The organism is Janthinobacterium aestuarii, assembly GCF_051380835.1.
In the GTDB taxonomy this organism is placed as follows: domain Bacteria; phylum Pseudomonadota; class Gammaproteobacteria; order Burkholderiales; family Burkholderiaceae_D; genus Janthinobacterium; species Janthinobacterium aestuarii.
On the sequence record NZ_JBNYXU010000003.1, the window covers coordinates 428,778 to 447,561 of the forward strand.

General features: G+C 62.2%; 21 protein-coding genes. 13 read left to right on the plus strand and 8 right to left on the minus strand.

Annotated features, from left to right (window positions below):
- Nucleotides 1-4: 4 nt before the first annotated feature.
- The 3 genes from ACQ4WO_RS11540 to ACQ4WO_RS11550 are packed head-to-tail and all read left to right on the plus strand — an operon-like array spanning nucleotide 5 to nucleotide 1,615.
- Complete coding sequence (locus tag ACQ4WO_RS11540) at nucleotides 5-388, plus strand: DUF5071 domain-containing protein (protein ID WP_436481545.1); 384 nt, start codon at nucleotides 5-7, stop codon at nucleotides 386-388.
- Entirely contained in the window at nucleotides 388-936 is a 549-nt protein-coding gene (locus tag ACQ4WO_RS11545; RefSeq protein ID WP_436481546.1) for a DUF6714 family protein, read from the plus strand. Before ACQ4WO_RS11540 ends, ACQ4WO_RS11545 begins: the two co-directional genes overlap by 1 nt.
- 37 nt (nucleotides 937-973) lie before the next feature.
- The gene (locus ACQ4WO_RS11550) at nucleotides 974-1,615 is read left to right on the plus strand and encodes a CatA-like O-acetyltransferase (protein WP_436481547.1); all 642 of its coding nucleotides are present in this window, start codon (nucleotides 974-976) and stop codon (nucleotides 1,613-1,615) included.
- Here ACQ4WO_RS11550 and ACQ4WO_RS11555 read toward each other — a convergent pair.
- Nucleotides 1,612-2,370 (minus strand): AraC family transcriptional regulator, encoded by a 759-nt coding sequence (locus tag ACQ4WO_RS11555; RefSeq protein WP_436481548.1) that lies wholly within the window; start codon nucleotides 2,368-2,370, stop codon nucleotides 1,612-1,614. The genes ACQ4WO_RS11550 and ACQ4WO_RS11555 overlap by 4 nt on opposite strands.
- Before the next feature lie 86 nt (nucleotides 2,371-2,456).
- Here ACQ4WO_RS11555 and ACQ4WO_RS11560 point away from each other — a divergent pair, with 86 nt between their 5' ends.
- The gene (locus ACQ4WO_RS11560; RefSeq protein ID WP_436481549.1) at nucleotides 2,457-3,218 is read left to right on the plus strand and encodes an alpha/beta fold hydrolase; all 762 of its coding nucleotides are present in this window, start codon (nucleotides 2,457-2,459) and stop codon (nucleotides 3,216-3,218) included.
- Here ACQ4WO_RS11560 and ACQ4WO_RS11565 read toward each other — a convergent pair whose 3' ends face one another.
- Entirely contained in the window at nucleotides 3,219-3,860 is a 642-nt protein-coding gene (locus ACQ4WO_RS11565; protein ID WP_436481550.1) for a LysE family translocator, read from the minus strand.
- A 106-nt stretch (nucleotides 3,861-3,966) separates the two neighbouring features.
- Nucleotides 3,967-5,043 (minus strand): YeiH family protein, encoded by a 1,077-nt coding sequence (locus ACQ4WO_RS11570; RefSeq protein WP_436481551.1) that lies wholly within the window; start codon nucleotides 5,041-5,043, stop codon nucleotides 3,967-3,969.
- Nucleotides 5,044-5,150: 107 nt separating this feature from the next.
- On the opposite strand from ACQ4WO_RS11570, the gene ACQ4WO_RS11575 reads away from it, so the two are divergent.
- Nucleotides 5,151-6,053, plus strand: coding sequence for a LysR family transcriptional regulator (locus ACQ4WO_RS11575; protein ID WP_436481552.1), 903 nt, complete (start codon nucleotides 5,151-5,153; stop codon nucleotides 6,051-6,053).
- A 12-nt stretch (nucleotides 6,054-6,065) separates the two neighbouring features.
- Here the strand turns inward: ACQ4WO_RS11575 and ACQ4WO_RS11580 are convergent, their stop codons facing one another.
- The gene (locus tag ACQ4WO_RS11580) at nucleotides 6,066-7,154 is read right to left on the minus strand and encodes a flavodoxin family protein (protein ID WP_436481553.1); all 1,089 of its coding nucleotides are present in this window, start codon (nucleotides 7,152-7,154) and stop codon (nucleotides 6,066-6,068) included.
- 116 nt (nucleotides 7,155-7,270) lie between these two features.
- On the opposite strand from ACQ4WO_RS11580, the gene ACQ4WO_RS11585 reads away from it, so the two are divergent.
- From ACQ4WO_RS11585 to ACQ4WO_RS11600, 4 genes are all read left to right on the plus strand, one after another.
- Nucleotides 7,271-7,843, plus strand: coding sequence for a helix-turn-helix domain-containing protein (locus ACQ4WO_RS11585; RefSeq protein ID WP_436481554.1), 573 nt, complete (start codon nucleotides 7,271-7,273; stop codon nucleotides 7,841-7,843).
- A 7-nt stretch (nucleotides 7,844-7,850) separates the two neighbouring features.
- Nucleotides 7,851-8,381, plus strand: a complete 531-nt coding sequence (locus tag ACQ4WO_RS11590) for a GNAT family N-acetyltransferase (protein WP_436481555.1) — start codon at nucleotides 7,851-7,853, stop codon at nucleotides 8,379-8,381.
- 179 nt (nucleotides 8,382-8,560) lie between these two features.
- A complete protein-coding gene (locus tag ACQ4WO_RS11595; protein ID WP_436481556.1) occupies nucleotides 8,561-8,824 on the plus strand; it encodes a DUF378 domain-containing protein in 264 nt (87 codons plus the stop codon).
- A gap of 12 nt (nucleotides 8,825-8,836) precedes the next feature.
- Nucleotides 8,837-9,187 (plus strand): hypothetical protein, encoded by a 351-nt coding sequence (locus ACQ4WO_RS11600; protein ID WP_436481557.1) that lies wholly within the window; start codon nucleotides 8,837-8,839, stop codon nucleotides 9,185-9,187.
- 59 nt (nucleotides 9,188-9,246) lie between these two features.
- Here the strand turns inward: ACQ4WO_RS11600 and ACQ4WO_RS11605 are convergent, their stop codons facing one another.
- Complete coding sequence (locus ACQ4WO_RS11605) at nucleotides 9,247-9,654, minus strand: c-type cytochrome (RefSeq protein ID WP_436481558.1); 408 nt, start codon at nucleotides 9,652-9,654, stop codon at nucleotides 9,247-9,249.
- 82 nt (nucleotides 9,655-9,736) lie between these two features.
- A complete protein-coding gene (locus ACQ4WO_RS11610; protein WP_189396476.1) occupies nucleotides 9,737-10,615 on the minus strand; it encodes an EamA family transporter in 879 nt (292 codons plus the stop codon).
- Nucleotides 10,616-11,149: 534 nt separating this feature from the next.
- On the opposite strand from ACQ4WO_RS11610, the gene ACQ4WO_RS11615 reads away from it, so the two are divergent.
- Both ACQ4WO_RS11615 and ACQ4WO_RS11620 read left to right on the plus strand, forming a co-directional pair.
- Complete coding sequence (locus ACQ4WO_RS11615; protein ID WP_436481559.1) at nucleotides 11,150-11,380, plus strand: hypothetical protein; 231 nt, start codon at nucleotides 11,150-11,152, stop codon at nucleotides 11,378-11,380.
- Between the two features lie 7 nt (nucleotides 11,381-11,387).
- The gene (locus ACQ4WO_RS11620; protein WP_436481560.1) at nucleotides 11,388-11,804 is read left to right on the plus strand and encodes a hypothetical protein; all 417 of its coding nucleotides are present in this window, start codon (nucleotides 11,388-11,390) and stop codon (nucleotides 11,802-11,804) included.
- A gap of 67 nt (nucleotides 11,805-11,871) precedes the next feature.
- Here ACQ4WO_RS11620 and ACQ4WO_RS11625 read toward each other — a convergent pair whose 3' ends face one another.
- Nucleotides 11,872-13,752 carry a phytase gene (locus tag ACQ4WO_RS11625; protein WP_436481561.1) on the minus strand — a complete coding sequence of 627 codons (1,881 nt, stop codon included), beginning with the start codon at nucleotides 13,750-13,752 and terminating at the stop codon, nucleotides 11,872-11,874.
- A 17-nt stretch (nucleotides 13,753-13,769) separates the two neighbouring features.
- Entirely contained in the window at nucleotides 13,770-16,292 is a 2,523-nt protein-coding gene (locus ACQ4WO_RS11630; RefSeq protein ID WP_436481562.1) for a TonB-dependent receptor, read from the minus strand.
- 315 nt (nucleotides 16,293-16,607) lie between these two features.
- Here ACQ4WO_RS11630 and ACQ4WO_RS11635 point away from each other — a divergent pair, with 315 nt between their 5' ends.
- Both ACQ4WO_RS11635 and ACQ4WO_RS11640 read left to right on the plus strand, forming a co-directional pair.
- Nucleotides 16,608-17,516: a GGDEF domain-containing protein gene (locus ACQ4WO_RS11635; protein ID WP_436481563.1), complete on the plus strand. Its 909-nt coding sequence runs from the start codon at nucleotides 16,608-16,610 to the stop codon at nucleotides 17,514-17,516.
- Nucleotides 17,516-18,541 carry an AraC family transcriptional regulator gene (locus tag ACQ4WO_RS11640; protein WP_436481564.1) on the plus strand — a complete coding sequence of 342 codons (1,026 nt, stop codon included), beginning with the start codon at nucleotides 17,516-17,518 and terminating at the stop codon, nucleotides 18,539-18,541. The genes ACQ4WO_RS11635 and ACQ4WO_RS11640 overlap by 1 nt, the downstream gene beginning before the upstream one ends.
- The last annotated feature ends 243 nt before the right edge of the window (nucleotides 18,542-18,784 follow it).

An 18,784-nucleotide genomic window follows, 5' to 3' on the forward strand; every position in this document is an offset into this window, starting at 1 on the left:
ACGCATGCATCTGCCATTGCCGCGCGATAAACACGATACGCAGCATGCGCAAGCCCTGATCGCATTGCGATGGGACGACATTGCTCCAGCCATGCCGCAGATACTGGAATGGGTGCAAGACGTGAACTGGCCCGTGGCAGCCGTGCTGCTGCCGTATCTGGCCGGCGTCGGTGCGCGCCTTGCCCCGTATGTGAAAACGGTGCTGGCCGGTAACGACGAGCAGTGGAAATATTTTATTCTGCAAGGCACCGTGCGCCATTCTCCCGGGCTGGCGGCGGCCTTGAACGGGGAATTGACCCGCTTCGCCCTGATGCCAACGCCTGGCGAGCTGGAAGCGGGCGTGGCCGAGGTGGCCCGGGAGATTTTAGAGATATCCAAGGATTTTTAATGAGTTGTTCAGATAATTTATCGACGGCCACGGCAGACGCGGCCAGCCTGATCGCCTGCATTGAGCGCGAGTTCGCTGGTACGCAGCGCCCGGAAACATCTTTGCGCCAATTTTTCTTGACGGATAAATACGGTATGTCGGGCGACATCAGCGAGAGGGAATGGGTGGCAAGCGGCAAGGATCGAGCCGATTCGATCTGGCAAGATATTCCGGATGCTGAAATCGAGGAGGGTGAAGGTTTGCTCGCCCATATGGAGGTTGATGAATTTCTGTATTACTTGCCGGCATACATGCGCTACGCCGTGGCATATCAGCATCGGACAAGCTGGGAAACAGATGTGCTTGGAATGACAGTGCATGCGCTTTCTCCGTCTGAACGGAACCGGGATTTGCGCGCGTATGCTATCGCGAAATACGCCGGCTTCAATGCGGCGCAAAGACAGGCCGTCGTGCAATTCCTGACGTTTGTCGCACAGGTGGATGAGAGCCTGTCTGGACAGTATGCCCTGGACGCCCTGGCAAATTACTGGCAGGCCGATACGGCATGACTTGCCCGCCAGCACCGCCATCGTCTACACTCGCCGCATGAAAAATTTTGAAAAGCGGCGCGACCGCTATGACTTGTTCCGGGCGTTTGACAATCCCCTCGTCAACATCAACTTCCAGCTCGACGTGCCGGATTTCCGTCCCTGGTGCAAGGAACGGAACATCCCCGTATTCCACTTTTTCCTGTTCTGCCTGCTCAATACAGTCAGGGAAATCGACAATTTCATGTACCGCATCCACCAGGGCGAAGTAATCAAGATCGACGATTTCCCCGCCTCGTACACCGTCATCAACGGCGACGAGAACCTCAACTACACGCGCTTCGCGATGACGGACCAACTCGATCTATTCATCGCACGCAGCCTGGAAGCGAAACGCCTGGCCGAAGCGAGCTGCGCGCTGATCAACACGGGTGAGGGAGAAACCGAGCGCGAGCAGCGCAACAATATCTTCATCACCTGCCTGCCATGGCTGGAGCTGGCGGCCATCGAGCACCCGATTTACCGTCACCGCGACGCCGACATCCCGACCTTTACCTGGGGCAAGTTCGGCCCCGCGCAGGACGATGGCCGCATGCGCGTGCCGTTTGCCGCCCAAGCCCACCATGGTTTTGTCGACGGCTACCATGTGCAGAAACTGGCGCAGGCGCTGGCGCAGTGCATTGAGAACATCATTTCCTAGGCTAGATAATCGCTGGGCGCCTGGCCCAGCACGCGGCGGAAGGCGGCCGTGAAGGCGCTGGGGCTGGCATAACCGAGGTCGAGTGCGATCCTGGTGACGGCTTGCCCCTCGGCCAGCCGTGTGATGGCGGCCAGCAGGCACGCTTGCTGGCGCCATTGGGCAAAGCCCAGTCCCGTCTGGATGCGGAATTGCCGCGTAAAGGTGCGCCGGCTCATGCCTGCCTGCGCCGCCATCGCATCGAGCCTGCTATCCAGGCTCGGTTGCTGCAGCATATCCATGCACAGCCGCGCCAGCCGCGGTTCCTGCGGCAGGGGCGCGCTCAGGGGCAGGGGCCGGGCAGCGGCAATCTCATCGAGCAGCAAGGCCATCAATCGTCCGGCCCGCGATTGTTCCGCATACAGCGCGTCGACGGTCACGGCCTCGGCCAGTAGCTGGCGCAGCAGCGGCGGCGTGTCCAGCACCTGGCAGTGGGGCGGCAAGCCGGCCCCGTCGATGGCGGCTGCGTCGATAAACACGTTGTGCATGGTCACGGCGCCATGCATGCGCATGCCGTGGACGAGCTGGGCCGGCACCCAGCAAGCCCGTTGCGGCGGTACCAGCCAGCTGCCTTGCGGTGTGTGCACGCTGATGACTCCCTGCGCCGCATACGCGAATTGCCCGCGCGCATGGCTGTGGCTGGGAAAGACGGCATCAGCAGCATAGTCGCGCGCCGTGGCGATCAAGGGGCGCGGCACTTCCGTATAAAAATCATCCATGGCCCGTACTCTACAGTATTTGACCTGCCATCGAAGGCGGGTCGATGGCTGGCCACTTACCATCACACTCTTTTTCAGGAGTGAATATGCACAACACCTATCATCGCCTGGGCCATGGTCCCCACGCCGTCATCGTGCTGCACGGCTGGTTTGGCGACGCGCACGCGTTCGCGCCGATGGAAGCGGCCCTCGATGGCGGCGCTTTCAGCTATGTCTTCATGGACAATCGCGGCTATGGCGGCATGCGCGGCGCGGCAGGCAAGTACTCGATGGACGAAGTGGCCCGCGACGCGCTGGCCCTGGCCGATGCACTCGGCTTTGCCACCTTCAGCGTGGTGGGACACTCGATGGGCGGCATGGCGCTGGAACTGTTGGCCTTGCTGGCGCCCATGCGCCTGCGCAAGCTGGTTGCCGTGGCGCCAGTACCCAGCTGTGGCGTGGCGCTCGATGGGGCGGCGCGGCAACTGTTTCTCGACGCCAGTGGCAATGTGCAGGCGCGGCGCGCCATCATCAACCGCAGCACGGGAGAACGCTTGCCGGCCGCCTGGCTGGACTGGAAGGCGCAATATTCTTGGGAAAGTGCGGATCCGGCCGCGTTTGCCGCTTATTTCCTCGCGTGGAGCGGGACGGATTTCAGTGAAGACATCAAGGCGGCGCGCGTGGCACTACCGTTGCTGGCGCTGGTGGGGGAGCACGACCCGCGTTTTGATGCGGCCCTGATGCGCCGCACCTATCTGGCGTGGTACCCGCAAGCCCGGCTGGAGGTGCTGGGCAATGCGGGACACTATCCGATGAATGAAACGCCGCTGGCCCTGGTCGCCAGCATCGAAGCGTTTTTACTACAGTAGTTACGCTGCCTTGCTGCGCAGGCGCAGCAGGCTCAGGCCCAGCAAGACGAAGGCGCCGCCCGTGATGCGGTTGAACAGCTTGGCGCGGCCCGGCGTGGCCAGCTGGTTTTTCAGCAGGCGCGCCAGGTTGGCGTAGAACAAGTGGGCCAGCATGGCGCAGGCAACAAACGAGGTCGTCAGCACGGTGAACTGGATGGCCACGGGTTCGCCCGGCGTGATGAATTGCGGGAACAGTGCCGAGAAGAACAGGATGGCTTTCGGATTGGTCAGCGCGACCGTCAAGCCCTGGCGGAACAGTTTCCAGAAGGAATTCGGATTCGCCGCGCCGGCCACCACGGGCGCATCGGCCACGACGCTGGTCTTGCTGCGCCATTGCTTGATGCCCAGGTACACGAGGTACAGGGCGCCGGCCAGTTTCAGCAGCATGAAGGCCGTGGCCGAGGTGGCGAGCACGACGCCCATGCCGGCCATGGCCACGCCGGAAATGATGAACAGGCCAAAACCATTGCCCATGCTGCTGATCATCGCGCGGCGCGGGCCGACGGCGATGGCATTCGAGATGGCCAGCAAGACGGCCGGGCCGGGAGAAAACGTGACGAGCAGGGCGACGCTGCAGAAAAGCAGCCAGTTCGAGAGGTGCATGGATATTCCTGGGTGGGGCCGAAGCCGGTTTGAGAGTCAAAACACTTGTATTGTACGAAGTTTTCGGCTCCTGCGTCAGCGGCCCCGGCTTGAATCCGGCTCAAGGTCAGGCAAACAGGCTGGCAACCACGTGGTTGATGGCGGCGCCACCGGCGATCAGCCAGCAGAACAGGATGCCTGCCAGCAACAGGGGCTTGATGCCGGCGCGGCGGATGGCCGACATATGCGTCGTCAAACCCAGGGCCGCCATGGCCATGGCCAGCAGGACCGTGTCGAGTTCGGTGATGGTGGCCACGGTGCCCGCTGGCAGCAGGCCCAGCGAATTGAAGGCGACCACGGCAATGAAGATGAAGGCGAACCAGGGGATGGCCAGCTTGGCCGCTTTTTCCTTGCCACCGGCCTTCGCCTTGCCGCGCGCCAGCACGGCCGACAGGATGACGAGAAACGGCGCGAGCATCATTACGCGCACCATCTTGGCGATCACGGCCGCATTCGCCGCTTCCTGCCCGATCGACTTGCCGGCCGCCACCACTTGCGCCACTTCATGCACGGTCGAACCGATGTACACGCCGAAGGCGGCAGGCGTGGCGCCCAGCAGGTGCCAGCCTTGATTCAGCTGGTACAACAAGGGATACAAAAAAATGGCGATGGTGCCGAACACAACAACGGTGGAGACGGCAACGGTCACATCCTCGCTGCGCCCCCTGACGACGGGTTCCGTCGCCATCACGGCCGCCGCGCCGCAAATCGAGCTGCCCGCGCCGATCAAAATGGCGCTATTGCGTTCCAGCTTGAACACTTTGGTGCCGAGGAACATGGCCAGGCCAAACGTGGACGCCAGCACCAGCGCATCGATGGCAATGCCGGCCAGGCCGACCTGGCCGATATCCTGGAAGGTCAAACGAAAGCCGTACAGGATGATGCCAAGTCGCAATAAAGTCTGCTTGGAAAAGGCCACGCCCGCGCCGCAAGTGGGCGCCATGCGGCCGTACACGCTGTTGCCCAGCACGATGCCCAGCATGATGGCCAGGGTCAGCGCGCTCATGCCGTGGCTTTGCATCCATTCCAGCTTGCCCAGCGCGATGGCTGCATAAGCGATTGCGCCGCTGAGCAGCAGGCCCGGCAGAAGGCGGCCATAGCGGTCGCTGAAACTTGTGGTGTTAGTTGTTGAGAGGGATGACATGCCGTACTCCATGGTTCTTGATGCGTATGGCATGACTGTACAGTTCTCTGATTAAATGGTAAAACGGATTGTTTTTGTATGTTTAACTGAAAAAATAGGTAGATGAGATGGCGTTGACCTTGCGGCAGTTGCAGATTTTCCTCGCCGTGGCGGACACGGGCAGTACCAGCGCGGCTGGCGACTTGATTGCGCTGTCGCAATCAGCCACGAGCGCGTCCCTGAATGAGCTGGAAGTCTTGCTGGGCGCGCAATTGTTCGACCGGGTGGGCAAGCGATTGCTGCTCAACGACAATGGCCGCCTGCTGTTGCCGCAGGCGCGGCAGATGCGCGACGGCGCCGCCAGCATCGAGCGCCAGTTCGCGGGCGCCGACCCGTCCGTGCCCGTCAGCCTGCAGATCGGCGCCAGCACCACCATCGGCATCTATCTGCTGCCGCAGATCCTGGCGCAAGCGGCGCAGCAATACGGGCGCAGCATTCCGCAGGTGACGATTGCCAACACGGCCGACATCGCCGCCGCCGTGGCGGAGTTCCGTGTCGATATCGGCCTGATCGAAGGGCCGTGCCACGAAGCGGGCTTGCTGGTGGAACCGTGGCTGACGGACCAGATGCTGATCGTGGCCGCGCCCACGCATCCGCTGGCGCAGTTGCGCCATCTGCTCAGCTTTACGGAACTGAACCAGGCAGGCTGGCTGCTGCGCGAAGCGGGCTCAGGCACGCGCGAAGCCGTGGAGCAGGCGCTGGTGCCGTATCTGCATTATCTGCGCGCCGCAGGCGAATTCAGCAATTCGGAAGCCATCAAATATGGCGCGGCGGCGGGGCTGGGCATCGCCTGCCTGTCGCGCGTCGTCGTGTCCGATCTGCTGGCCAGCGGGCAACTGGTGGAACTCGAGACCATGCTGCCGCCCCTGGAGCGGAACTTTTACCTGATCCGCCAGTCCAAGAAGATACTCTCGCCGCGCCTGGCCGGTTTTCTGGAGCTGTGCCGCCACGCCTCGCGCATGGCGGGGTAGTTGTGCCGGGTGTCATTTTGGCCGGGGAGGCTGGAGTTCCGCATCGGGTGGCGCCAGCGTGCCTGCGCGCAGCCGTTGGACGGCGACGGCCACGGCGCGGGCCACGTTGCGTACCTCTTCCTGCAGATTGGTGTCATGGTCGAGAGCATCGTGGCTTTGCGCGTAACTGTCGTAATAGCCGATGTAGCGGTCCAGCCGCGCCTTGGCGCCTGCGTCAACCAGGCCCATCCAGTCCAGCCAGTCGGACAGGCCCCGTCGCACGCCTTCGATGCCGGCCACGTCGCCATGCACGACGAGGCCATACGCGTGCCCGGCCAGGTGTTTCGGGTAATTCCAGCCTTGCAGTTCGAGCGCCTTCGCTTCCATGGCTTTCTTGCCGTGCGTGGACGTGGGATCGGGATTGCCGCCATCGGCACACACGAGCCGGTCTATCATCAGTTTCAGCACGCTGGGTGTCTGGTACCAGTACACGGGCGTGAGAATGATGACGGCGTGCGCGGCCGTCCAGCGCTCGTAAATCTCCGCCATCCAGTCATTCGTCTGCCGTTCGCCATGGTTCGGGTAGCAACTGCATGGCCAGTGGCACAGTGGCATGGCCGTCGAGACACAGCCCTTGCACGGGTGAATGTGCAAATCATATGAGGAGGTCAGCAGGCTCAGGTCCAGCACGTCCGTTTCGATATTGTCGGCCTGCAGTACTTCCCTGGTCCATTGCGTCATGCGCCACGTTTTCGACATTTCACCAGGGCAAGAACCGTCATTGCGCGCCGCCCCGCAGATCAGCAGCGCGCGCGACGCCGTGGCGGGGTCTTTCTGGCGCGCTTCGGCGGCCAGCAGGCGGTCGCGCGTGGCTTTCCACTCCACGGACAAGTCGTAATCGGGGTCAAGAAAACCGGGCCCCGCCTTCTGTGTCACGGGGGCCTTGCGGTCATCCTGGTAATTCTTCCACGCCACTTCTTCCACCTGCACCAAGGCGCCGCGCACGGCGTCGAACGCGGGATCGGCATATGAGCGAATGAACTGCAAATGGAATTCGACCCTGCCCAGCGGTGCGGGCGCCTGGCCCAGACGTGGCTGGGGAGTGGCGGGAGTGGAGGCCATGGCTTTTCCTTGAAGTGATGGCGTATCGTGCCTGGGGAGGGCTTGCTGGTCTGCGCGCCGATCAACTGTGCAGCAACCGCTTGCCAATTTCTCTTTTGTGGGATAAATTCCCATATATGGAAAATCCAACATTGACTGATAACGAGACGGAACAGCGGCTGGCGGCGCGTTTAAAACAGTTGCGCGTGGAGCAGGGGTGGTCGCTGGACCAGCTGGCCACTGCCAGCCAGGTCAGCCGCGCCACCCTGTCACGCCTGGAAAATGGCGAAGTCAGTCCGACGACTAGCGTGCTGGGCAAGCTGTGCGCCGCGTACGGCCTGGCCATGTCGCGCCTGCTGCGCATGGTGGAAGACGATTTCCCACCGCTGCTGCGGCGGGCTCAGCAAAGCGTATGGACGGACCCGGACACGGGTTTCCGGCGCCGCTCCGTCTCGCCGCCGTCACGCGCACTGGCCGGCGAAGCGCTCGAATGCGAACTCGATGCGGGCGTGACGATCACTTATGCCGCCTCGCCCCGGCCCGGCATGGAACACCATCTGTTGCTGCAGGAAGGCAAGCTGAACGTGACCGTCGACGGCCGCGCGCACGATTTATTGGCCGGCGACTGCCTGCGCTACCAGTTGCGCGGCCCCAGCGCGTTCACGACGCCGCCAGACAGCGGCGCCCGCTATTTTCTCTTTCTTGTCTGAGGTCGCCATGTCCGCATCGCTACGCCATTTTTCCTCCACCGATATTCTCGAACGCTTGCCGGAACTGGGCGCCTTGCTGCAAGACTGCGTGCACGACGGCGCCAGCATCGGTTTTATCTTGCCCTTTGATACGGCGGCCAGCCAGGCGTTCTGGACCGATAATGTGTTGCCGGCCGTCACGCGCGGCGTGCGCCTGTTGCTGGTGGCCGAAGTCGATGGCCAGGTGGCGGGCGCCGTGCAGCTGGACTGGGACACCAATCCCAACCAGGCGCACCGGGCCGAAGTGCGCAAGCTGCTGGTCGCGCCCGCTTTCCGTCGGCACGGCATCGCCCGCCTGCTGATGCGGGCGCTGGAAGTACAGGCGCGCCAGTTGCCGCGCAGCCTGCTGACTCTGGACACGCGCAGCGGTGACCATGCGGAACCGCTGTACTTGTCGCTTGGCTACATGGTGGCCGGCAGCATCCCCGCCTATGCGCTGGCGCCGGACGGCGATCGCCTGGACGCCACCACCATCATGTACAAGCAGCTGCGGCAATGAATTGCAGTTACCCGATGCGCGCTGTCGCCTGGCTTGTTGCCAGATAAAATCACCCGCCTGATTACAGAGTCTTCCTACTTCAATGCCCGGCATCGTCCGACTGGCGCATGCCGGCGCCGCGCCTACACTGTTCCTTGATAGACCCGGCGGCGGGTCCTTTCTTCTTACAGGAGGTTGATATGGCGAATATCCAGGCAGGATCGGACGGTGCGGCAAAACAGGAAATGTCGGCAAAGCGCTTGAACGTGGTCGACTGGATCTCGATGATCCTCTTGATCGTGGGCGGCTTGAACTGGGCGCTGGTGGGTTTGTTCGATATCGACATCGTGGCCAGCATCCTCGGCGCCATGACGACCGCTTCGCGTGGCGTGTACGTGCTGGTGGGACTGGCGGCGCTGTATTCCATTTACCTGTGCCTGCGCAAGTTGCCGGCCAAAACGTAGACCGCAGGGGACATGCCTGTCGGTGCAAGCCCCAAGCGTGAACGCGAATTCAAGAAGCTGGAACGGGATTTCAAGCAGGAAGGACGCTATTCGGGCCGCGAGGAAGAAGTCGCGGCGCGCATCGTGAACAAGCAAAGGGCGCAATCGGGTGAAACGAAGGAAGCGCAGAGGCGGAAAAAAGCCGGCGGCGCTGCCTCGGATGCGTCATCGCCGGACTTGCCCATCGCCGGCTACCAGCAATTGACGGTGGCGCAGATCCGCGACAAGCTCGATGGTCTGTCCACCGCCCAGCGCAAGCGGCTGCGGGCCTATGAAGCAGCGCACAAGAAGCGCAAGGGCGTGCTGCAGGCGCTGGGAGCTTGATCCGGCTTCATGGGCTGGATGCGGTATGCGCCTGTCCATGCATGCGTTATGGGAGGTGCTTACTGCGTGCGCAGGTAGGCCAGCAAGTCGGCCACCTGCTGCGCATTGCCGATGCCCCAGAAGCGCATGTTATTGCCGGGAATGAAGTCGCTCGGTGCTTTCAGGAAGCCGGCCAGGTTTTGCTCGGTCCAGACGATATTCGCGTTTTTCATCGCCGCCGAATACTTGTAGTCGGTGGTGGCACCGGCTTTGCGGCCGATCACGCCCGTCAGCTTGGGGCCAAAGCCGCCGCGCGCCGATGGGCCTACCTGATGGCAGGAAGCGCACTTGCGAAACGCGGCCTTGCCCGTTTCCGCATTGCCCTTGAGAGCGGCCGGAGCGGCAGCCTGCGCGACGGCGGCTGGCGTCAGCAGTACGGCTACGGCAGCGAGAGGGGAGAGCAGGTGGAAAAAAAATGTGGATGTCATCGGTGGGACGGAGTGCGCGATATGGCAAGCAATGACGCATTTTACAGGCGGGCATCAAAACCTGCCTGCCCGTCGAGCACCGCTAGCGCTTGCCGCCCTGTGCGCCGAGCGCCGCCATGGCCGACGCGAACACGATGCAGGCGATGGCCAGCCACTGCGTCAAGCTCAGCATTTCTCCCAGTACCACCATGGCGGCCAGCGCGCTGACGGCCGGTGCCGCGCTGCTGAACATGCCGAACACGCCTTGCGGCAAGCGGCGCAGGGCAAAGATTTCCAGCGAATATGGCAGGGCGCTGGACAGCATGGCGATGGCCAGGCCCATCAGCGCGATTGATGGCGCCAGCAGTGCCGTCCCCGAGTACGCGACGCCGATGGGCACCGTTACCATGGCCGCCACCGTCATGCCCCAGGCCACGGCCTGGCCGCCTTGCAAGGTCGAGGCGCGCTTGCCGAAGATGATGTACAGCGCCCAGCACAGGGCCGCCCCCAGCGCATACGCCACGCCGACAGGGTCCAGGCTGCCCGGACTGCCTTGCAGGGGCAGCAGCAAATACAAGCCGAACACGGCGCAGGCGACAGCCAGCAAATCGCGCGGCCGGCGCGACGACAGCATGGCCACGGCCAGCGGCCCCGTGACCTCGATAGCGACCGCGATACCAATCGGTATCAGCGCAAACGCCCGGTAAATCAGCAAATTCATCAGCCCCAGCACGGAACCATAGACGAGCAAGTTCAGCACATCCTTGCGCGTCAGCCGGTAGCGCCACGGCCGGAAGATAGCCAGCAGGATCAGCGCCGAAAACCCTACCCGGTAAGCCGTAATCCCCTCGACCCCGATGACAGGAAACAGATTCTTCGCAATCGCCGCCCCCAAATTGACGGAAATCTGTCCTCCCAATACGGCCAGGGAAGGGAGCAGGATGCTGTCGGGGAGGGAAGAGGTCGAAGCGGGGGAGGTCATGGAACGGTATTTTAATACGGCTGAGACTAGCAGACACTGAAGTAATGGCACGAGAAGAAGAAAATGATGATTTTACAGCGAGCCAAAATGGTTGAGCGTCCTCCATTAACTCCTGCTTGTGGGACACCAAGCTTTGAACGGAAAAATTCTGAACTACTTAGCTGCATCGCATTGAATAAAGTGTCTTTACCCTACGATGTTCGATTCGAAGACGAATTGACTGCGTGAATATGTATAATTCAGGCTAAGCGATAGCCTGAATTATTTCTTGTGATCAGTCAATAATTAGGGGGCCTAACACGACTTTATGAAAGTATCAAACGATCCGTGTGAAGTGGCCATTGCTGAATTTAGTTTTGCAAGAGAAAGCGACAGTCTGAACCGTCTTTGTGTGCCACCGCCTCGATTTTCAATTTCCCGTGTCTTGCTTCAAGCTGCCTACACGCATTCGTACGTCATTTGCGGTGTTCGCACCATTTTAATTTCAATTAAACACTGAATTTTGGCGTTTGATGCAAGGGCGGCAGTGCGGTGGTGTCGTTGATATCGACGTTTACTTTGCTGGCGCCTGCCACGGCATGGATGCCGTATGGAATTGGGAACATTTCGCTCGGCAAGACGCGCAGCGAAAAGCTGCTTGCCTATTGCAAGGTCTATGCATTGAACGCTGATGCCGATCTGAGCGAAATGTGGACCATACTGGCAGAACCCTTCGCTAATCTGCTGGCCTATCGGGTAGTGGATTCACGTGTCAATCAGGAGTAGCAGCGTAATGCATGTATTCAGTATCGGCGACACCAATTTCGACGTGGATGTGGCGAAATCCAGGGTCAGCCTGGAGGCGCGTGGCGACGGCATGCGGGAAGTTAATATCAAGATCGAGGCCGACGACGATGTGTTCATGCAACTGACGGAAGACGACGATGCTCCCTGGTCGTGGGCGCTGTATCCGCCGTCCTTCTCTTTGCTGGGCTTGCTAGTAGCGGGAGCGGATGCCGCACCCGTACACAGGCTTGCTGTCGATGCCGACGATGTGCAGTGTGAATCGGCTCTCTACATGATGGAATACCGCGACGTAGCGGATATCTGTCTGGTGGAATTGTCGGCGCAACGGCTGGCCATCACAGGCCGTGTGGATTTCTTCGGCAAAAGCCTGCCTTTTGCCATCGATATGCCGCGCACAAACTAAGCGATGCAGCAGCGCAAAATCCGGGGTCAGACCCGTCGGGTCTGACCCCGGCATTTAAACCTGCAATTCAATCCAGCTTCAAGGCCTTCGCCACATCGCCCCACGCCACATACTTGAAGTTCTGCGGCCCGTCCGGCAGGCGCTTGTAACCGTCCTGTATCACCAGCATGCCTTGCGCGTAGGCGCCGCCCAGGCTGGCGGACGTGACGTCCAGGCCATCCGTTTCCGAGGTGCCGTCGATGCCTGCCGGTAAATTGAAGCCCACCTTGAAACGGCCGCGCACCTTGTAGGGGGCTTTGGCGTCGAGCACGACGTAGCTGTTGTCGCCCTGGCTGGAGACGATCAGGTAGCCAGAATCAGCCTTGCCGCCCGGCTGGCGGTAGATGGCCATGCCTTCCACGTCGGCCGTCAACTGTGCGCCCACGGGCAGGACCATGGCGAGTGCATCGGGCTTGGCGGCGTCGGCCGAGGTGGTCCAGATGCCGCGCGTTTCCTCGCCCAGGAACAATCTGGCGTTGGCGTCGTCGGCCACGCAGCCTTCCGGTTGGGTGGCGACCTTGAAGCTGCGCAAGAGGGTGGCACTGAACTTGTTGCCGTTCATGCCGCTCATTTCGATTCTGTACTGCTGGAAGGTGCCGTCCTTGTCGTTGATGAACGCTTCCACGCCGCCGCCGCTGGCTGGCTGGTACAAGCACATGCCGTAGATGCTTTTCAGTCCGGTCGGGAAACGGCCCGCTTCCGCCACGACGCCATCGGCATTGATTGTGAACAGCATCATGCTGTTGTCGTCGCGCTGGGTGGCGACGGCCAAGTCGACCTTGCCGCCGCCAAGGCTGATGTTTTGCCGCACATCGACGTTGTTCAGGCGGCCCACTTCCAGCAGCTGCGTCTGCTTGCCTTGCAGGTCGTAGACGAGCAGTCCTTGCTTCTTGTTGGTGCCCAGGATGCGTGCGTTGGCGGGGTTGCTGGACAGCCAGATGGCTGGATCATCGGCAGCGTCGCCCTGGCGCGCCATGGGTTCCGTCTGGGCCTGCGGTGCGATGATGGCCACCGCAGGCGATGTTTCCGCTTGGCCAGCCCATTTCAATGATCGCGCTTGCCAACCGTCCTTGCCGCGCAACATCAAGGAATTTCCGTCGAGGGCCAGCTGGCTGTCGCCCTTGCGCACGTTCAAGGTGACAGCTTGGGCTGGCTGTGCCGTCCATTTACTTCCCTGATGGGAATACAGGTGCAGCTTGTCCGCCTTGCCGTCGAGCACGGCGACACCACCCGGCAGCACGGCCAGGGCGCCGGCGCCAACGTCCAGCTGGCCATACGGCTTGCGCAGGGCCACCACTTCGCGCTTGCCCATGCCTTCGGAGTCGGCTTCATACGACCACACGCCCATGTTGGCCTCGCTCACCAGCAGGCGCTGGGCGCCATCGTCGGCGCGGCAATGCTTGGCATGGGGCGGCAAAGCGAGTTTACGTACCAGGCTGCGCTGTTCACCTTGCATCACCCACTGTTCCGCTTGCCCATCCTTGCCGATCAAGAACAGATGGTCGAGTTGCTGGGCGTCGCGGTAGAGGCAGGACGCTTCCACGGAAAACGTGGGAACGGGAAACGGTGCCAGGCGATTGAGCTTGCCGGCCGACACATCGACGGACACGGGCAGCGGGCGCTGCGTCTCCGCTTCCAGGAAGACGGCCAGCACTTTATTGCCGTCGCTGCGCGTGTCGAGCTGCTTGGCGCGCACGGCGATGCGATCCTGCTCCTGGCCGCTTGCATTGAACAGGCGCAAGCCGTGCTTGTCCAGGGTCAGCCAGCCGCCGCCGGGCAGGCGCGCCAGCTCTTCCGCTTCCTGCGTAAATGAAGGGACAGCTTGGACAGGCGCCGCTTGCGCCGTGCCCGTGAGGCAAAAAGCAGCCAGCAAAGCGCCGCAGAGTACGGTTTCTTTTATGTTATTCATGTTCATTGAAATCATCATCAGAAGGCGCTGGCTTTCAAGCTCACTTTGAAAGTGCGGCCGTATTGTTCGTTCTGCACGTTGTATTGCTTCGTGCCCTGGTATACATAGTATTTCTCGTTGTTCAGGTTCGCCGCTTCGAACAGTACCTGGAACTGTTTGTTGATCTGGTACGACAGCGAAAAATCGAGCTGTTTCTGGCTGGCGACGATATGGTCCTGGCTTTGGTCAAGGATGTCGTTGCCCATTTCCAGCAGATACGGCGACTTGTAGTTGAGGGCCAGGCGGGCGCTGACAGGCCCCGTTTCATAGCCCAGCATCAAGTTCATCACCTGATTCGACTGGCCCGGCAGGCGGATGTCGCGGTGCATCTGCTTGTTCGTCGCCTTGTCGAAACGGCCGATTTGCGCGCTCGACGTGCTCAGGGTGCCATTCACGCCGACGAGGAATTTATTGAATGGCGCCGGCAGCATGCGCAGCGGCTGCATGTAAGCCAGTTCGATGCCTTTGACTTTGGCCGCGTCGCCATTCGCATATGACGTGGCCGTCGTGTAGCCCACCCATTGGCCCGTGCCGGCCAGGTTCGTCGTGTACGTAAAATTCTTGATGTCCTTGTAGAAGCCGTAAGCCGACATCACGCCATCGTTGCCCAGCACGCGCTCGATGCCGAGATCCAGATTGTTCGCCTTCAGCGGTTTCAGGTCCGGGTTGCCGATTACGGCTTCCGTGTTGCTGGCCAGGCTGATGCCCGGCGCCAGCTGGCTGAAATTGGCGCGCACCACGGCTTGCGTCCAGGCGGCCCGCACGCTGGTCTTTTGATCGACGTCATAACGGGTTTGCAGGTTCGGCAGCCAGTTGGTGTACGAACGCTCGCGCGTCAAGGGCGTTGCCACGCCGGCGCTGTCCACTTGCGAACCGGCCGCCTCGAAACTGGTACGTTCGGCGCGCACGCCGCCGAGGATGTGCCAGGCGTCGAAGTCGTAGCTGTTTTGCACATACATGGCGTTGATGTCTTCATGCATGCGGTAGTCGTTGATGATCGATTCCGTGGACAGGCGCGCCTTGGCGCGGTCCAGTCCCGCCACGCGGGCGCGTATCAGGGCCGGGTCCAGCGCCACGCCGATGTTGCCCAGGTCGTAGTCGAGATTGTGGCCCTGCACGAAATTGCTCATCGACGTGGAACCGGTGCCCCAGTAATTGCCGCTGGTCGTCTTGCTGCTGTTATACGCCCATTGATCCGTGTCATTGGTCTTTTCACGGCGGCTGACTTTGGCGCCGAACTTCAGGGTGGCGATGTCGAACTTGCGCGCCAGGTCGATGCGCGCATGGTGTTCATTGTCCTTCGAGTAGCGCTTTTGCAGGGTGATGGCGTTGAGCGCGTAGCTGGCCGGATCGTACAGCGAGGCGGGGCCGCTCAGTTTCGGCTCCTGCGTATCCGTAAAGCTGATGCCGGCGAAATTGCTGGTGCCGCGGAAACGGCCATCGTTCAGGGATTCCGGCGTGTCTTCCGTGGCGCGGCTCATGCCGCCTTTGACGTCCAGGATCCAGTCGCCCGATTTCTGCTGCGTGCCCAGTACGAGCGAGCGCACTTGCTGCGTGTATTTGCGCTGGCGGATGCGGCGCTCGGCGCGCGCGCTGGCCGCCTGGTCTTCGGCCAGGCTGCCGCCCGCGATATTGCTGATGGTCAGGCGGTCGCGCACTTCATTGTCGGAGAATTCGCTGACGAACGAGCGCAAGAACCAGCTGTTGCCCGCTTCGGGACGGTAGTCGAGATTGACGGCCAGGGCGCCGCGCTTGCGCACGGGCAGGTAGTCGCGCAATTCCAGGCCCGATAATTTCCCCTTGCTCCAGGCGCCGCCCGTTTCCACGTCATCGGAGCCGAACGAGCGCTTTTCCGCGCTCAGGCCGGCTGCCACGCCCAGCTTGCCGTCGAGGAAGCGCTGGGCCCACAGGGCGCCGCCGCTGGGGCTGGTCTTGCCCGTCTTTTCGTCGTAGCTGGCGCCCACGTTGGCCGACAGCAGCTTGCCCGGCAAGTCGAAGGCGGACAGTGATTTCACTTCGATCGTGGCGCCCAGCGAGTTGGCGTCCATTTCGGGAAGTAAAGTCTTCGAGACTTCCAGCGTGCGGATCAGGCCGGCAGGCAGGATGTCGAGCGCCACGGCGCGGCGGCCCGCTTCCGGCGACGGCACGAGGGCGCCGTTGATGGTGACGGCATTCAAGTCCGGACCCAGGCCGCGCACCGTGATGTAGCGGCCTTCGCCCTGGTCGCGCTGTACGGACACGCCCGGCAAGCGGGCCAGTGCTTCGGCCGCGTTTTTATCGGGCAAGCCGCCGATATCGTCGCTGCTGATGACGCTGATGATGTTGTCGGCTTTCTCTTGCGCGGCGATGGCGTTGCGCAGGCTGGCGCGCTGGCCGCTGACAACCACGGTGGCGGCCGGCTGGCCGTCCGCATCTTGCGCATGGCTTTGACCGCTGAAGACGGCCATGATGCCGAGGGCCAGGGCCGTCAGGCGCAGCGGGGAGGGAGTCGAAGTGTGCATGGTTTTCATGAAGAGCTCGGTTAGGGGAAGGAACCGGGCGGATTCTAGGCAGCAAATATGACGGTTGCGTGACAGGCAAGGGCTTGCCACCCTGAAAACCACGGCCCGTGAACGCTTTCCGGCTGGAAATGGACCGTGGTGAGCTGAAATGACCTGCCGGTCGTGGGCACATGGGGCGTGGCATGCCGTATTTGCATGAGCGCCCCAGGGAATGATGAGCCGTTTGCACCTGCCGCACGGGCGTGGAGCATGTCATCGTGCCGTCATGGGCGGGCGCTATCGTGGCGACAGCACCACTTTTAAAGGTTTTCCCACATGCTGCCATTGCACCGTAACAGCCTGATTGCCGCCGCACTGGCCTTGCCCCTGTTCTTGTTCCTGTACGCCACACTGGGGCACCTTAAACCGTTTGCCATCTGGAAGTGGATGGATATCGTCTGCGAAGGCGGCACGGCCTTCATGGCGGGCATCTGGTTTTTGTTTACCCTCAGCAGCCGCCCGCGCGGGCTGGTGACGAGTTTGATCGCCGGCGGCCTGTGCGCCATCATGCTGGGGTCCTGGGCCGATTGTCTCGACGAATTCTTTGCCGTCGACAAGAGCGCCGTGTGGGATAACTGGCTCGAAGGCTTGATTCCGTTTGGCATGCTGCTGGTGACGATCGGCATGTATTACTGGCGCCAGGAACAGTTTCGCCTGAACGAGCATCTGCAAAAGCGTGAGCGCCTGTTCCGCGACCACCGCGCCTTCGACCGCATCACGCAACTGGCCGATGCCAGCTACCTGCGCACGCAGATGCGCCTGGAGCAGGAGCGCCGGCCCGGCCTCGATTGCGCGCTGGTCTTGCTCGATATCGACAGCTTTCACTTGATTAACCGCGAATACGGCCACCGCGAAGGCGACCGCGTGCTGCAAGCCGTGGGCCACATGCTGCTGCTGAACTTGCGCAATGACGATTTGCTGTGCCGCTATGCGGGCGACCGTTTCGCCGTGCTGATGCCGGGCGTGTCGCGTGAGGATGGGGCAGTGAAGGCGCGCCACCTGTGCGCCATGGTGGGGCAGCTGCGCCACCACGCCAACGACAACCGTGAAATCGGCCTGAGCCTGCGCCATGCCTGCTCGCTCACCGATGGCGTGCCGGAAGTGGTGCTGGCCGAGCTGAGCCGTGCCGTGGAAACGCCGGGACGGAGCGCCAGTCCCCGGGCCGGCACCGCCGCGCCTGCCTGATGCCGCTGAACCAGCAAAGCGACCCCAGCATCGCAGCCCATCATCAGCCGGCGCTGGTGCTCGATTACGCGCGCAGCCGCGAGTTGCCCGTGGCGCCGCTGCTCAAGGGCACGGGCCTTGATGGCGGTGCGCTGCCGTCCGCGGAAAGCCAGGTCAGCGCCGCGCAATACCTGCAATTGCTGGTCAACGTGGCGCGCGGCCTGGACAGTGCCGACACGAGCTTCATGCTGGGCCAGCAAATGCTGCCCGGCCATTACGGCGCCGCCAGCCATGCCTTGCTGCAGGCGCAGAACCTGCGCCAGGCCTTGACCATCCTGTGCGATTTTCATACCTTGCTGTGTCCGCTGCTGCAGCCGCGCTTGCGCGAAGCGGGCGACATGCATGTGCTGTACTGGGTCGACGCGTTCGGCGCACCGAGCCAGCTGCCTTTTCTCGTGGAAATGCACATGACGGCGCTGGCGGCCATGTGCCGCTGGCTGGCCGGAGAGTCCTTGCCGTGGCGCTTCTGCTTCAACCGCGCGCGGCCCCGTCACGTGGAGCAGCACGAAGTGCACCTGGGGCCGTCCCTGCGTTTCGATTGTCAGGTCGACGCCATGCTCATCGATTCCAGCTTGCTCGACAAACCCTGGCCGCGCGGCAATGCCACGGCGGCCGCGCTGGCCTTGCGCGCGGCGGCCCTGGCGCCCGTACCGGCCGCGAGCCTGCTCGGTGCGCTGTACGACTATCTGCTGGCCCATATCCGCTGCGCTCCAACTCTGGAGCGCACGGCGCAGGAGTTTGGCGTCAGTCCCGCCACCCTGAAGCGCCACCTGGCGCGCCATGGCACGCATTTCCAGGCCGAGCTGGACCAGGTGCGCGCGCACAAGGCGATTTATCTGTTCCAGGCGCATGGCTACGACAACGACGCCGTGGCCGCCTACCTCGGCTTTCATGATGCCACCAACTTCCGCCGCTCGTTCAAGCGCTGGACGGGGCAAACGCCGCAGTTGCTGCGTCATGCGCTGGCACTGTTTATTGCGGGATGAGCGCCGACGTTGCGCGCCAGCGCCACGGAGAGTCGTTCCTGAGGGAACAATTGCCCGTTCTGCTACATCCATAGTACACTCGATCAGAGAGCGAACAGATGCGCTTTGAGGCGCTCCGGCGCGGCGTCGCGCGACGCCGCAATACCGCCATTGCGATGGCGGAGCCGGCGGCAAACGACCGGTGTGCCGTGCCTTAACCCAGCCTGGAATCTGGTGTCACCAGTGTGGTGCGCCGGAAACCGG